We start from the raw sequence: 15,562 nt of genomic DNA on the forward strand, positions 1-15,562 counted from the left end.
AGCTAGCTGAGGAACCCCATGGGATACTCCTACTCTGAAAAGAAACGAATTAGAAAGGACTTTGGTAAAAGTGCACAGGTTATGGATTATCCATTCCTGTTGTCCATCCAACTCGAATCTTTCCGTAAGTTCATTGATATTGACCCTACTGGCGAAACCGGCTTAGAAGCCGCATTTCGTTCAATTTTCCCGATCAAAGCATATTCTGGTAGTTCAGAATTACAATACGTTAGCTACCGTTTAGGTGAGCCATTATTTGACGTTAAAGAATGTCAAATCCGTGGTGTTACTTACTCAGCGCCGCTACGCGTAAAATTACGTTTGGTAATTTACGATAAAGAAGCACCAGCTGGCACCGTAAAAGATATCAAAGAGCAAGAAGTTTACATGGGCGAAATCCCATTAATGACAGAGAACGGTACGTTCGTTATTAATGGTACAGAGCGTGTAATCGTGTCTCAGTTACACCGTTCACCTGGTGTATTCTTCGATCACGATAAAGGTAAAACTCACTCTTCAGGTAAAGTGTTATACAACGCACGTGTAATCCCTTACCGTGGTTCTTGGTTAGACTTTGAGTTCGATCCGAAAGACAACTTATTCGTTCGTATTGACCGTCGTCGTAAGTTACCTGCATCGATTATTTTACGTGCATTAGAATACTCGACAGAAGAAATTCTAGCGATGTTCTACGACACAACGTCTTACGAAATCAAAGGCGACAAGTTAATCATGGAACTTGTGCCTGAGCGTTTACGTGGTGAAACTGCAACATTTGACGTGAAATTACCAAACGGTGATGTACTTGTTGAACAAGGTCGTCGCATTACTGCGCGTCACATCCGTACCTTAAGCAAAGAAAATGTCACTGAGCTTGAAGTACCAGCAGAATACATTGTTGGTAAAGTGTTATCACAAGGCTATGTTGACGAGTCAACTGGCGAAGTGATCGCAGAAGCAAATGCTGAGATCACGCTAGAGCTATTAGCAGCGCTTAGCCAAGCAGGCCACAAGCAACTTAATACACTTTACATGAATGAATTCGATGTGGGTTCGTACATGTCAGATACTGTGCGTATTGATAGCACAACTAACCGTTTAGAAGCGTTAGTTGAAATCTACCGCATGATGCGTCCTGGTGAGCCACCAACAAAAGATGCGGCTGAAGGCCTATTCGCAAACTTATTCTTCTCATTAGAGCGTTACGACTTATCAACTGTTGGTCGTATGAAGTTCAACCGTCGTGTTGGTCTAGAAGAGTCGACTGGTGAAGGCACGTTATCAAACGACGACATTATCCGTGTAATGAAAACCTTAATCGCGATTCGCGATGGTAAAGGTGAAGTGGATGATATCGATCACTTAGGTAACCGTCGTATCCGTTCAGTAGGTGAAATGGCAGAGAACCAATTCCGTGTTGGTCTAGTACGTGTTGAGCGTGCAGTACGTGAGCGTTTATCACTAGGTGATTTAGACGCGGTAATGCCACAAGACTTAATCAACGCTAAGCCTATTTCTGCTGCGGTTAAAGAATTCTTCGGTTCATCACAACTTTCACAGTTCATGGACCAAAATAACCCGTTATCAGAAGTTACGCACAAGCGTCGTATTTCTGCATTAGGCCCAGGTGGTTTAACACGTGAGCGTGCAGGCTTCGAAGTACGTGACGTTCATCCAACGCACTACGGTCGTGTTTGTCCTATCGAAACGCCGGAAGGTCCAAACATCGGTCTAATTAACTCATTATCATGTTACGCGCGCACTAACGATTATGGTTTCCTAGAAACACCATACCGTAAGATTGTCGATGGCGTAGTAACTGATGAAGTAGATTACCTATCAGCGATTGAAGAAGGTAACTATGTAATCGCACAGGCAAATGCTGAGCGTGATGAAGAAGGTCGTTTAACCAGTGACTTAGTACCGTGTCGCCACAAAAACGAATTCACGCTAATGTCGAAAGATACTGTTCAGTACATGGACGTATCGCCACAGCAAATCGTTTCTGTTGCTGCATCGCTTATTCCATTCCTAGAGCACGATGATGCTAACCGTGCCTTGATGGGCTCGAACATGCAACGTCAAGCTGTACCTACCTTAAAAGTGGACAAGCCACTAGTTGGTACGGGTATGGAGAAGATCGTAGCGGTTGACTCTGGTGTAACAGCCGTTGCTAAACGTGGTGGTGTTATCGATTACGTTGACGCTTCTCGTATCGTTGTAAAAGTTAACGAAGATGAAATGATCCCAGGTGAAGCGGGAATCGACATCTACAACTTAACTAAGTACACACGTTCTAACCAAAACACCTGTATTAACCAACGTCCTAATGTTCATATGGGCGACCCAGTAGTACGTGGTGACGTGTTAGCTGATGGCCCGTCAACAGACATGGGTGAATTAGCACTTGGTCAAAACATGCGTTTGGCATTCATGCCTTGGAATGGTTACAACTTCGAGGATTCGATGTTGCTTTCTGAGCGCGTTGCGCAAGAAGACCGTTTCACGACAATTCACATTCAAGAATTAAGCTGTATCGCTCGTGATACTAAGCTTGGCTCTGAAGAAATTACTTCTGATATTCCAAACGTTGGTGAATCAGCATTAAGCAAGCTAGACGAGTCTGGTGTTGTTTACATTGGTGCGGAAGTAAAAGGCGGCGACATCTTAGTAGGTAAAGTAACCCCTAAAGGTGAAACGCAATTAACGCCAGAAGAAAAACTTCTACGTGCGATTTTTGGTGAGAAAGCAGCTGACGTTAAAGACAGCTCTTTACGTGTACCTAACTCAGTATCAGGTACTATCATCGACGTACAAATCTTCACTCGTGACGGTGTAGAAAAAGACAAGCGTGCATTAGAAATTGAAGAAATGCAGCTGAAAGAAGTTAAGAAAGACTTAGGTGACGAGTTCTCTATTTTAGAAGACGGCATCTACGCACGTGCTAAGAAGCTATTACTAGCTGCTGGCATGAACGAGTCTGAGCTTAACGGCATGTCTCGTGACAAGTGGTTAGTACAAAACCTTAGCGACGAAGGTCAGCAATCTGAGCTTGAGCAAATCGCTGAGCAACACGAAACCATCAAAGCGGAATTCGACAAGAAGTACGAAACTAAGCGCCGTAAAATCACTCAAGGTGATGACCTAGCGCCGGGCGTACTTAAGATTGTTAAGGTTTACTTAGCCGTTAAACGTCGCATCCAGCCAGGAGATAAGATGGCGGGTCGTCACGGTAACAAGGGTGTTATCTCAAACGTTGTACCGGTAGAAGATATGCCATACGACGAGAACGGTGTACCAGTTGATATCGTGCTTAACCCACTAGGTGTACCATCGCGTATGAACATCGGTCAGATCCTAGAAACTCACTTAGGTATGGCGGCACGCGGTATTGGTGAAAAGATTGATCGCATGATCAAGGCGCAACAAAAAGTTGAGAAACTACGTAGCTTCTTAAAAGAAGTGTACAACTTAGGTGAATCTCGCCAAGACGTAGATATCGACAACTTCTCTGATGATGAAGTCATGCGTCTAGCGCAAAACCTTCGTGAAGGTTTACCAATCGCAACACCAGTATTCGATGGTGCGAGCGAGCGCGAAATTAAAGACTTATTCAAGTTAGCAGACATGCCAGAAAGCGGCCAATTCACGCTAACTGACGGTCGTACTGGTCGTAAGTTTGAGCGTCCTGTAACCGTAGGTTACATGTACATGCTGAAACTAAACCACTTAGTGGATGACAAGATGCACGCCCGTTCTACTGGTTCTTACTCACTAGTAACTCAGCAACCACTAGGTGGTAAAGCTCAGTTCGGTGGTCAGCGTTTCGGTGAGATGGAGGTATGGGCACTTGAAGCATACGGTGCTGCCTACACGCTACAAGAAATGCTTACGGTTAAATCGGATGACGTTAACGGTCGTACTAAGATGTACAAAAACCTTGTTGACGGCGATCACCGTATGGAACCAGGTATGCCTGAATCGTTCAATGTACTACTTAAAGAGATCCGCTCTTTAGGTATCAACATTGAGTTGGACGCAGAATAACTGGCCAAGCGCTACTAGCGGACTGAAATAACCATTGCAGTCTGCATACGAGGAGGGGAGTCACTCCCCTCTAAAAAGGTTAACTCCGACAGGAGATAGAGTGTGAAAGATTTACTTAAGTTTCTTAAGCAACAAAATCAAACTGAAGAATTCGATGGTATTCGCATCGGATTGGCATCACCAGACTTGATCCGTTCTTGGTCATTCGGTGAAGTAAAAAAGCCTGAAACAATTAACTACCGTACGTTCAAGCCAGAGCGTGACGGTTTATTCTGTGCCCGTATTTTCGGCCCAGTAAAAGATTACGAATGTCTTTGTGGTAAGTACAAGCGCCTTAAGCACCGCGGTGTAATTTGTGAAAAATGTGGCGTTGAAGTTACATTAACAAAAGTTCGTCGTGAGCGTATGGGTCATATCGAACTAGCAAGCCCAGTAGCGCATATCTGGTTCTTAAAATCATTACCATCACGTATCGGTCTTCTTTTAGACATGACATTACGTGACATCGAGCGTGTTCTTTACTTCGAATCATACGTTGTAACAGAACCTGGTATGACAACGCTTGAAAAGAGCCAAATCTTAACAGAAGAAGAGTACCTAGACGCATTAGAAGAGCACGGTGACGAGTTCGACGCGAAAATGGGTGCTGAAGCGGTATTAGCGCTTCTTCAACAAATCGATTTAGAAGGTGAAATTTCACAAATGCGTGAAGAGTTACCTGAGATCGGTTCAGAAACTAAGCGTAAGAAAATCACTAAGCGCTTGAAGTTAATGGAAGCATTCGCTCAGTCTGGCAACAAGCCAGAGTGGATGATCATGTCTGTTCTTCCAATTCTTCCGCCAGATTTACGCCCACTAGTACCACTAGATGGCGGCCGTTTTGCAACGTCTGATTTGAACGACCTTTACCGTCGTGTGATCAACCGTAACAACCGTTTGAAGCGTCTTCTTGACCTAGTAGCACCAGACATCATCGTACGTAACGAGAAGCGTATGCTGCAAGAGTCTGTTGATGCGTTATTAGATAACGGTCGTCGTGGTCGTGCAATCACAGGCTCCAACAAGCGTCCATTGAAATCACTTGCTGACATGATCAAAGGTAAGCAAGGTCGTTTCCGTCAAAACCTTCTTGGTAAGCGTGTTGACTACTCAGGTCGTTCTGTAATCACTGTAGGTCCAACGTTACGTTTACACCAATGTGGTCTTCCGAAGAAAATGGCACTTGAGTTATTCAAGCCATTTATCTACGGCAAGTTAGAAGCACGTGGTTTAGCAACAACGATTAAAGCGGCTAAGAAATTAGTAGAGCGCGAAGGCGCAGAAGTATGGGATGTACTAGACGAAGTTATTCGTGAACATCCAGTAATGCTTAACCGTGCACCAACACTTCACAGACTTGGTATCCAAGCGTTTGAACCAGTACTTATCGAAGGTAAGGCAATCCATTTACACCCATTAGTTTGTGCGGCATACAACGCTGACTTCGATGGTGACCAAATGGCGGTTCACGTACCGTTAACGTTAGAAGCGCAATTAGAAGCGCGTGCGTTAATGATGTCTACGAACAATGTATTATCACCAGCGAATGGTGACCCAATCATCGTTCCTTCACAGGACGTTGTATTAGGTCTTTACTACCTAACGCGTGACCGTGTTAACGGTTTAGGTGAAGGTATGGTATTCGCGTCTGCTGCGGAAGCAGAAAAAGCGTACCGTACAGGTGTTGCTGAGCTTCACGCTCGCGTCAAAGTGCGTATCACTGAGCACGTTCGTAACGAAGCGGGTGAGTTAGTTGCCCAAACTACGTTAAAAGACACAACTGTTGGTCGTACTATTTTATGGCAAATCTGTCCTGAAGGTTTACCGTTCGAGTTAATTGACCAGCCTTTAGGTAAAAAGCCAATTTCGCGCTTAATTAACCATGCATACCGTAACCTAGGTCTGAAAGAGACAGTTATCTTTGCTGACCACATCATGTACACAGGTTTCCATTACGCGATGATCGCGGGTGCGTCTGTTGGTATCGACGACATGGTTATCCCAGATGAGAAGTACACTATCATCGACGGTGCGGAAGAAGAAGTTGCTGAAATCCAAGAGCAGTTCGACCAAGGTCTTGTAACTGCGGGTGAGAAATACAACAAAGTAATCGATATCTGGTCATCAGCTAACGAGAAAGTTTCGAAAGCAATGATGGACAACTTATCGAAAGAAAGCGTTGAAAACCGTGACGGTGAGATGGAAGAGCAAGACTCATTCAACTCAATCTTCATGATGGCTGACTCGGGTGCTCGTGGTAGTGCTGCTCAGATCCGTCAGCTAGCGGGTATGCGTGGTCTAATGGCAAAACCAGATGGTTCAATCATCGAAACGCCAATCACTGCGAACTTCCGTGAAGGTCTAAACGTACTTCAGTACTTCATCTCAACTCACGGTGCTCGTAAAGGTCTTGCCGATACCGCACTTAAGACAGCGAACTCTGGTTACTTAACCCGTCGTCTAGTAGATGTTGCACAAGATTTAGTTGTAACTGAGCATGACTGTGGCACACACGAAGGTCTAACCATGACACCGCTAATCGAAGGTGGTGACGTTGTTGAACCATTACGTGAGCGTGTACTAGGTCGTGTTGTTTGTGAAGACGTATTAATTCCAGGTACTGAAGATGTATTACTACCACGTAACACACTAATTGATGAAAAATTATGTGACGTGTTAGAAGAGCACTCAGTTGACCAAGTTAAAGTACGCTCAATTATTACGTGTGCGACTGACTTTGGTATTTGTGCCCACTGTTACGGTCGTGACCTAGCACGTGGTCATATGATCAACCAAGGTGAAGCGGTTGGTGTTGTGGCTGCACAGTCAATCGGTGAGCCAGGTACACAGCTAACCATGCGTACCTTCCACATCGGTGGTGCGGCATCACGAGCGTCGGCAGAAAACTCAGTACAAGTGAAGAACACTGGTACGCTTAAACTGCAAAATGCTAAGTTCGTTAACAACTCTGAAGGTCACGTAGTTATTACTTCACGTTCTTCTGAGCTGACAGTTATTGACGAGTTAGGTCGTGAGAAAGAGCGTTATAAAGTGCCTTACGGTGCAGTACTAGCGAAGAAAGACGGTGAAGCGATTGAAGCAGGTGAAACAGTAGCAAACTGGGATCCACATACGCATCCAATCATCACTGAGGTAGCAGGTAAGATCAAATTTGTTGACCTAATCGAAGGTTTAACAATGACGCGTCAAACGGACGAGTTAACGGGTCTATCTAGCACTGTTGTTACTGATCCAAACCAACGTAGCTCTGCGGGTAAAGAAATGCGCCCAATGGTTAAGCTAGTTGATGCAGCGGGTAACGATGTGATGATCGCGGGTACTGATATTCCAGCACAATACTTCTTACCAGGTAACGCAATCGTTAACCTAGAAGATGGTGCAGAGGTTGGTATCGGTGACGCATTAGCACGTATTCCACAAGAGTCTTCGAAGACTCGTGATATTACCGGTGGTCTACCGCGTGTTGCTGACTTATTCGAAGCGCGTAAGCCGAAAGAGCCTGCAATTCTTGCTGAGAAGACTGGTATCATTGGTTTCGGTAAAGAAACTAAAGGTAAGCGTCGTCTATTGATCACGCAACCTGACGGTACAGTATACGAAGAGATGATTCCTAAGTGGCGTCAACTTAACGTGTTCGAAGGTGAATCTGTACAAAAAGGTGAAGTTATTGCCGATGGTCCAGAGTCGCCGCACGATATCTTACGTCTACGTGGCGTAGCAGATGTTGCGAACTACATCGTGAACGAAGTTCAAGACGTTTATCGTCTACAAGGTGTAAAAATCAATGATAAGCACATCGAAGTTATCGTTCGTCAGATGATTCGTAAGTGTGAAATCGTTGACGGTGGTGATTCAGAATTCCTGAAAGGTGAACAAGTAGAAGTGGCACGCGTGAACATCGCAAACCGTGAACTTGAAGCCGCAGGTAAGCAACCAGCTGAATACGAGATGCAAATGATGGGTATTACCAAAGCATCACTTGCCACTGAATCATTTATCTCGGCGGCATCGTTCCAAGAGACAACGCGTGTACTTACTGAAGCTGCTGTAGCAGGTAAGAAAGACGGCTTACGTGGTCTAAAAGAGAACGTTATCGTTGGTCGCTTAATCCCAGCAGGTACAGGTTACGCTTACCACCAAGACCGTATGCGCAAGCGCAACGCGGCGATGGAAGAAGAAGTAACAGTATCAGCTGACGAAGCAGCGCAAGCACTAAGCGACGCACTAAATGCTGACTTAGACGCTGAGTCAAACGATCAAAACGATCCAGTGTTATAAGCCATAGCACTGAATGATGACTGAAAAGGCCGCTCAACTGAGCGGCCTTTTTTATATGTGAATATCTCTTTTGCACCACAGCTTGGTAATTTAAGTATTACAAGTATTTCAAATGGGCTTTCTCGTCTGAATAAATAAATGCTCGATATTGCCTAAGTCGTAACTAATTCAAGCACCGTCTATCATCCTTAATTCACCATTCGTTTCCCCAAAGATCCTTAAATATCCTCAAAAAGGATCCTTAATCGCTTTTTGCTTGACAGTTCAAAGCTTGACCATTAGAATTCTGCGACCTTTTAATCTGTGCCTAGTTGCGTAGTTTTTAAAAGGTTTGATTTTTACACGTTTAAGAGGGTGTGAAGTTGGTAGGTACTACTGATGTTCGCACATGTTTTAACTTAATCAGGAGCTATAATGGCAACTATTAACCAATTGGTACGTAAACCACGTGTCAGACAAGTACAAAAAAGTAACGTACCTGCGTTACAAGCTTGTCCACAGCGTCGTGGTGTATGTACTCGTGTATATACTACTACACCTAAAAAACCTAACTCAGCACTACGTAAAGTAGCTCGTGTACGTTTAACTAACGGTTACGAAGTTACTTCTTACATCGGTGGTGAAGGTCACAACTTACAAGAGCATAGCGTTATCTTAATCCGTGGTGGTCGTGTTAAAGACTTACCTGGTGTTCGCTATCACACTGTTCGTGGCGCACTTGACTGTTCAGGTGTTAACGATCGTAGACAAGGCCGTTCTAAGTACGGTGCTAAGCGCCCTAAATCTTAACGGTTCTCCGTCAAGTAAGGCCAAACTAACTTTTAATTTTTAATTGTTTTGGGAATATCCTGAAGCTATATCGGAGAATTTAAAATGCCAAGAAGACGCGTCGTAGGGCAACGTAAAATATTGCCAGACCCGAAGTTCGGTAACGAATTATTAGCAAAATTCATCAACATCCTTATGGTTGATGGTAAAAAAGCTGTTGCAGAAAAAATCGTTTATGGTGCACTAGACATCTTAGCGGAAAAAAACAACGAGAAAGAACATCTAGACCTTTTCGAAGAAGCGCTAGAAAACATCCGCCCAGCGGTTGAAGTTAAGTCTCGTCGTGTTGGTGGTTCTACTTACCAAGTTCCAGTTGAAGTTCGTCCAGTACGTCGTAACGCACTAGCCATGCGTTGGTTAGTTGAAGCAGCTCGTAAACGTGGTGAAAAATCAATGGCTCAGCGTCTAGCTAACGAAATGTTAGATGCAGCTGAGAACAAAGGTTCAGCGGTTAAGAAACGTGAAGACGTTCACCGTATGGCCGAAGCGAACAAAGCGTTCGCACATTACCGTTGGTAATATAAAGGCAAGCGTAGTGACATCTTATTGTCACTACGCTTTTCTATACTCCCCATAGGGAAGGTATTGACGTCTTTACCAACGACTAATTTTCAAAAGTGTTTATCTGCATTGAGTACTTTTTAAAGTTAGTTTAAGGCAACAAGTTAACGATAATCATTAGTCGTATAAATGTTGCCCTAGCACAGAGGATACATAAGTGGCTCGTACAACACCTATTGAGCGTTACCGTAATATCGGTATTTGTGCTCACGTTGACGCAGGTAAAACAACAACAACAGAACGTGTACTTTTCTACACGGGTCTATCTCACAAAATCGGTGAAGTGCACGATGGTGCCGCAACCATGGACTGGATGGAACAAGAGCAAGAGCGTGGTATTACTATTACTTCGGCGGCAACAACTTGTTTCTGGAAAGGTATGGACGCGCAATTTGAAGATCACCGCGTAAACATCATTGATACTCCGGGTCACGTTGATTTCACTATCGAAGTAGAGCGTTCATTACGTGTGCTTGATGGTGCAGTACTAGTACTATGTGCCTCTTCAGGTGTACAACCACAAACCGAAACGGTTTGGCGCCAAATGGAAAAATACTCTGTACCACGTATGGTATTCGTCAACAAGATGGACCGTATGGGCGCAAACTTCCTTAACGTTGTTGACCAAATTAAGAACCGCTTAGGTGCTAATGCTGTACCTATGCAGTTAGCGATTGGTAGCGAGGAAGATTTCACTGGTGTTGTTGACTTAGTGAAAATGAAAGCCATTAACTGGAATGAAGCCGATCAAGGCATGACCTTCACTTACGAAGACATTCCAGCGGATATGGTTGAGCTTGCCGAAGAATGGCGTGAAAACCTAGTATCAGAAGCGGCTGAAGCCAATGATGACTTGATGGAAAAATACCTAGAAGAAGGTGATCTGTCAGAAGAAGAAATCAAAGCCGGTCTTCGCCAACGTACACTTGCTAACGAAATTGTATTATGTGCTTGTGGCTCTGCCTTTAAGAACAAAGGCGTGCAAGCGGTGCTTGATGCCGTAATTGAGTACTTACCAGCACCAACTGAAGTTGAAGCCATTAAAGGTATCAACGAAGACGAGTCTGAAGGTGTTCGCGAAGCTGATGACAATGCGCCATTTGCCGCATTGGCATTTAAGATTGCCACTGACCCATTTGTGGGTACGTTAACTTTCTTCCGTACTTACTCAGGTGTTGTTCAAACTGGCGACAGTGTATACAACCCAGTGAAAGGCAAGAAAGAGCGCTTTGGTCGTATCGTGCAAATGCACTCAAACGATCGCCAAGAAATTAAAGAAGTTCGCGCTGGTGATATCGCGGCGGCGATCGGCTTAAAAGATGTCACTACCGGTGACACGCTTTGTGATAACAACAATATTATCACGCTAGAGCGTATGGAATTCCCAGAGCCGGTGATCTCAGTTGCCGTAGAGCCAAAAACTAAAGCTGACCAAGAGAAAATGGGTATCGCTTTAGGTAAGCTGGCGGCAGAAGATCCATCATTCCGCGTAGAGACAGATGAAGAGTCAGGCCAAACCATCATTTCTGGTATGGGTGAGCTACACTTAGATATCATTGTCGACCGCATGATGCGTGAATTTAAAGTTGACTGTAACGTTGGTAAGCCACAGGTTGCTTACCGTGAAAGCATTCGTTCAACAGTTGAAGCGGAAGGTAAATTTGTTCGTCAATCAGGTGGTCGTGGTCAATTCGGTCATGTTTGGTTGAAAATGGAACCTATCGAAGGCGATGGTTTCGAATTCGTTAATGAAATTGTTGGTGGTGTGGTTCCAAAAGAATACATCCCAGCGGTTGAAAAAGGTTGTAAAGAGCAGATGGAATCTGGCGTATTAGCCGGCTACCCGCTGCTTGGTGTTAAAGTCACGTTATACGATGGTTCTTTCCATGACGTTGACTCTAATGAAATGGCGTTTAAAATCGCTGCGTCAATGGGCTTTAAAAAAGGTGCGATGGAAGCTAACCCAGCACTACTAGAGCCAATGATGAAAGTAGAAGTGACAACGCCAGAAGAGAACATGGGTGATGTGGTAGGCGATTTAAACCGTCGTCGCGGCATGATCGATGGGATGGACGAAGGCCCTGCTGGTATGAAGCTCGTTAACGCGCTAGTGCCATTGGCAGAGATGTTTGGCTACGCAACTGATTTACGTAGTGCAACTCAAGGTCGCGCCTCTTATTCTATGGAGTTTTCTAAGTATGCAGAGGCTCCAAAAGCAGTAGCTGACTCAGTTATTGAATCCCGAGGGGGCTAGCCTTTTTTAAAGGTGAACTTTCTCGCACTTTAGTGGTGGTGCACAAGGCACTGGCATTGCTTTGACAAGAGAATTCGCATTCTCTACAATCAGTGCCTTGCTGCTCAGTGGTCAACAGTCGCTAAGTGCTAAAAATTAAATTTAATTGGTAATCTTTAAGGTACATGTAAAATGGCTAAAGAAAAATTTGAACGTTCGAAACCGCACGTAAACGTTGGTACTATCGGCCACGTTGACCACGGTAAAACTACTTTAACAGCTGCTATCTCTGCAGTATTAACAAAAACTCACGGTGGTGAAGTTCGTGATTTCGCTCAAATCGATAACGCTCCAGAAGAGCGTGAGCGTGGTATTACAATCAATACTTCTCACATCGAGTACGATACAGAAACACGTCACTACGCACACGTAGACTGTCCAGGTCACGCCGATTATGTTAAAAACATGATCACTGGTGCTGCTCAAATGGACGGCGCAATCTTAGTATGTGCTGCTACTGACGGTCCTATGCCACAAACACGTGAGCACATCCTTCTTTCTCGCCAAGTAGGTGTACCTTACATCATCGTATTCTTAAACAAGTGTGACATGGTAGACGACGAAGAGCTACTTGAGCTTGTAGAGATGGAAGTTCGTGAACTTCTTTCAGAATACGACTTCCCAGGTGACGACTTACCAGTAATCCAAGGTTCTGCATTAGGCGCACTTAACGGTGAAGCACAATGGGAAGAGAAAATTCTTGAGCTTGCTAACCAGTTAGACACATACATTCCAGAGCCAGAGCGTGCAATCGACGGTGACTTCATCTTACCAATCGAAGACGTGTTCTCAATCCAAGGTCGTGGTACTGTAGTAACAGGTCGTGTTGAGCGTGGTATCATCACAGTAGGTGACGACGTAGAAATCGTAGGTATCAAAGAAACTACGACAACTACTTGTACTGGTGTTGAAATGTTCCGTAAGCTTCTTGACGAAGGTCGTGCGGGTGAGAACTGTGGTGTTCTTCTTCGTGGTACTAAGCGTGACGAAGTACAACGTGGTCAAGTACTAGCTAAGCCTGGTTCAATCACTCCACACACTAAGTTCGAGTCTGAAGTATACGTTCTTACTAAAGACGAAGGTGGCCGTCACACGCCATTCTTCAAAGGCTACCGTCCACAGTTCTACTTCCGTACAACTGACATCACTGGTGCTGTAGAGCTTCCAGAAGGTGTAGAAATGGTAATGCCTGGCGACAACCTTAAGTTTGTTGTTGAGCTAATCAACCCAATCGCGATGGACGAAGGTTTACGCTTCGCTATCCGTGAAGGTGGCCGCACAGTAGGTGCTGGTGTTGTATCTAAAATCATCGACTAATATCGATAGATTCTAGAATACACAACGAAGAAGGTCGCGAAAGCGGCCTTTTTTGCGTTTAGGGTTTAGTAAAGTTGTGGTGCTATTGAAAGCGGCTGAAATAATGCGCTGATGCTAGGTGCTGGCGTTGTATCGCTGCACCTGAGACATGCATCAACCAATATCGATAGATTCTAGAATAGACAACGAAGAAGGTCGCGCGAGCGGCCTTTTTTGTGTTTGGGGTTTAGTAAAGTTGTGGTGCTATTTAAAGCAGCTGAAATAAGGTGCTGATGCTAGTTGCCGGTGTTGTATCGCTATACCTAAGAGAAGCATCAACTAATCTCGATAGATTCTAGAATACAAAACGGTAAAGGTCGTAAGAGCAGCCTTTTGCGTTTGGGGTTGTAAAGGTGTACGCCAATTATTAGGGCGTAATCTTGAAAAACGCAGGTTCTAGTGTTGGAATAATACCAATATTGGCTCAATCACCTAGGCTTGAAGAATAAAAACTGATTTTAGCTAGTTTTTATCTGGTGTTAGGATACCTGTAAAGTAAGTTATTGTTTTACTTGTCGCACCTCTTACTCATGGATGATGATTAATGCGCTATATTCTTTGTTTATTGTTCTTTTCTTTTGCTTGCTCCTCGCAAGTCTTTATCCCTGCCAAGTTATTGGATAATGCCAATAAAAAGTATCGTGAAGATAGCTTTGCGTCTCGGGTTGAATCGTATGCTTACATCAGTTTTGTTATCAATAAAGAAGGCAAAGCAACTGACATAGTTGTTTTAGACAAAAGCGACTTTAGAGATATTTCGGGGGTGGCAAAGCAATGGCTTAAAAACCTAACTTATCAGCCAGCGAGAATTTCTGATAAGCCTATCAATAGTGAGAAAAGACTACTATGGCGTTATGATAAAGCGCTAAGTAGTGGCTCTAACGATGGTATATCACCTCGCTTTGCTCAGTCATATGAGAAAACTAAGTCATTAGTCAAAGACAATGCCGTTAAGGCAGAACATGAGCTGATCAATGTAAAGCAAGCAACGAAGAATTTAACTGAACAGGCATTTTACGCATTTATAAGTAGTTTTGTTTATGCACAGACAAAGGATTGGCTTAGCTATGGCGAGCACGTGTTTGATGCTTGGATGCTAAAAGACTTTTTAGATAATCACTCGGCTTACATGGCAACAAAAAACTTATTCGATTATGCACTTTACAAGCAAGATTATAGGCTTGCACTGGAAGTAGCTAACTCCTTTAAAACCTTATCAGGAATAGAGATATCAGCTCAGGTTTACCAGTCTTATTATGATAGCGTGCAGCAGAGTATCGAGCAGCGCAAGGAAATAACCAAGCGTTATTCTATCAGTCAAGAACTTCCTGTTTATCACGCTATCACTAGGCGAAAAGTTCAACTAGAAACCGCTAGTGATAATGTGGAAGCCCAACTTCGCTGTAAAAACCATGTCGAAAATGTTTCCATAACAGAAATGCTATTAATTCCTTCAACAGCAATTGATTGTCGCTTGCTCGTCCGTGCAACGGAAGACACCGAGCTAACTATAGTTGAAAGCGGGGCTGTGCATATTAAGTTAGGCGAGATATTGGATTAGGGTGATCGCTAAGTGCGATCAGCTTTCAGGGGAGTACTTGTGATGAAAATCTTGGATTTGTCCGCTTAGGTATACTATTCGCTCTGCCATTCCCTCAATAACAGCATCTTTAAATTTGTCCTTCAAAGCATGTGGCAGGCCATGCAAGGTGTCTTGATCCATACAAAGCACAATGACCTCGTTTAAGGCTTTAGCAGTAGCACTTTTAGGCCTTTTCTTAATAAAGCTACCTTCACCTATAAACTGACCTGCTTTGATAACACCAAGCGCTTGAGAGCCTCCTTGTTTAAGTATTTCTACTTCACCGGATAGCACAATATAAAAATGACTATTGTGGTCTAACTCAGATTGCACAAATTGATTTGGCTTACAGTTATAGACTTTACTTTTTTGCAGCAGTAACTCGCGCTGCGCTATGGTAAACCCTTTAAAGAAATTTATGCGGCCAATAATCTCAAGTAGTTTTAGTTTGGAAATTTTATTAAGCGGTAACATAGCGTTAAATCATTACGTCCGTTAGAGGCTTATTTTGCCGAGCTAAATAGATTAGTCAATGCGCTGTGCTTTATCTCTCATAT

General features: G+C 43.9%; 8 protein-coding genes. 7 read left to right on the forward strand and 1 reads right to left on the reverse strand.

The features are described from left to right. Positions 1 to 18 precede the first annotated feature (18 nt). From rpoB to ACSLUR_RS00145, 7 genes are all read left to right on the forward strand, one after another. A complete protein-coding gene (gene rpoB, locus ACSLUR_RS00115; protein ID WP_448550724.1) occupies positions 19 to 4,047 on the forward strand; it encodes a DNA-directed RNA polymerase subunit beta in 4,029 nt (1,342 codons plus the stop codon). A gap of 102 nt (positions 4,048 to 4,149) precedes the next feature. Further along, positions 4,150 to 8,385 carry a DNA-directed RNA polymerase subunit beta' gene (gene rpoC / locus ACSLUR_RS00120; RefSeq protein ID WP_115998792.1) on the forward strand — a complete coding sequence of 1,412 codons (4,236 nt, stop codon included), beginning with the start codon at positions 4,150 to 4,152 and terminating at the stop codon, positions 8,383 to 8,385. Between the two features lie 414 nt (positions 8,386 to 8,799). Next, a complete protein-coding gene (gene rpsL, locus ACSLUR_RS00125) occupies positions 8,800 to 9,174 on the forward strand; it encodes a 30S ribosomal protein S12 (protein ID WP_074499547.1) in 375 nt (124 codons plus the stop codon). 84 nt (positions 9,175 to 9,258) lie between these two features. Next, entirely contained in the window at positions 9,259 to 9,732 is a 474-nt protein-coding gene (rpsG, locus tag ACSLUR_RS00130; RefSeq protein WP_115998793.1) for a 30S ribosomal protein S7, read from the forward strand. Positions 9,733 to 9,931: 199 nt separating this feature from the next. After that, on the forward strand, positions 9,932 to 12,028 hold the full coding sequence (gene fusA, locus ACSLUR_RS00135) for an elongation factor G (protein ID WP_448550727.1): 2,097 nt from the start codon (positions 9,932 to 9,934) through the stop codon (positions 12,026 to 12,028). A gap of 171 nt (positions 12,029 to 12,199) precedes the next feature. Further along, on the forward strand, positions 12,200 to 13,384 hold the full coding sequence (gene tuf, locus ACSLUR_RS00140; RefSeq protein WP_115998782.1) for an elongation factor Tu: 1,185 nt from the start codon (positions 12,200 to 12,202) through the stop codon (positions 13,382 to 13,384). 583 nt (positions 13,385 to 13,967) lie between these two features. After that, the gene (locus ACSLUR_RS00145; protein WP_448550729.1) at positions 13,968 to 14,984 is read left to right on the forward strand and encodes an energy transducer TonB; all 1,017 of its coding nucleotides are present in this window, start codon (positions 13,968 to 13,970) and stop codon (positions 14,982 to 14,984) included. 18 nt (positions 14,985 to 15,002) lie between these two features. On the opposite strand, the gene ACSLUR_RS00150 is transcribed toward ACSLUR_RS00145, so the two are convergent. Then, positions 15,003 to 15,479, reverse strand: a complete 477-nt coding sequence (locus tag ACSLUR_RS00150) for a Crp/Fnr family transcriptional regulator (protein WP_115998796.1) — start codon at positions 15,477 to 15,479, stop codon at positions 15,003 to 15,005. Between the last annotated feature and the right edge of the window lie 83 nt (positions 15,480 to 15,562).

Source organism: Thalassotalea montiporae, from assembly GCF_053485855.1.

What these genes read in the sequence shown, in the direction of transcription:
- rpsL (WP_074499547.1), top strand. Translation starts at nt 8,800, where the DNA reads ATGGCAACTATTAACCAATTGGTACGTAAACCACGTGTCAGACAAGTA.
- rpsG (WP_115998793.1), top strand. Translation starts at nt 9,259, where the DNA reads ATGCCAAGAAGACGCGTCGTAGGGCAACGTAAAATATTGCCAGACCCG.
- ACSLUR_RS00150 (WP_115998796.1), bottom strand. Translation starts at nt 15,479, where the DNA reads ATGTTACCGCTTAATAAAATTTCCAAACTAAAACTACTTGAGATTATT.
- tuf (WP_115998782.1), top strand. Translation starts at nt 12,200, where the DNA reads ATGGCTAAAGAAAAATTTGAACGTTCGAAACCGCACGTAAACGTTGGT.
- rpoB (WP_448550724.1), top strand. Translation starts at nt 19, where the DNA reads ATGGGATACTCCTACTCTGAAAAGAAACGAATTAGAAAGGACTTTGGT.
- ACSLUR_RS00145 (WP_448550729.1), top strand. Translation starts at nt 13,968, where the DNA reads ATGCGCTATATTCTTTGTTTATTGTTCTTTTCTTTTGCTTGCTCCTCG.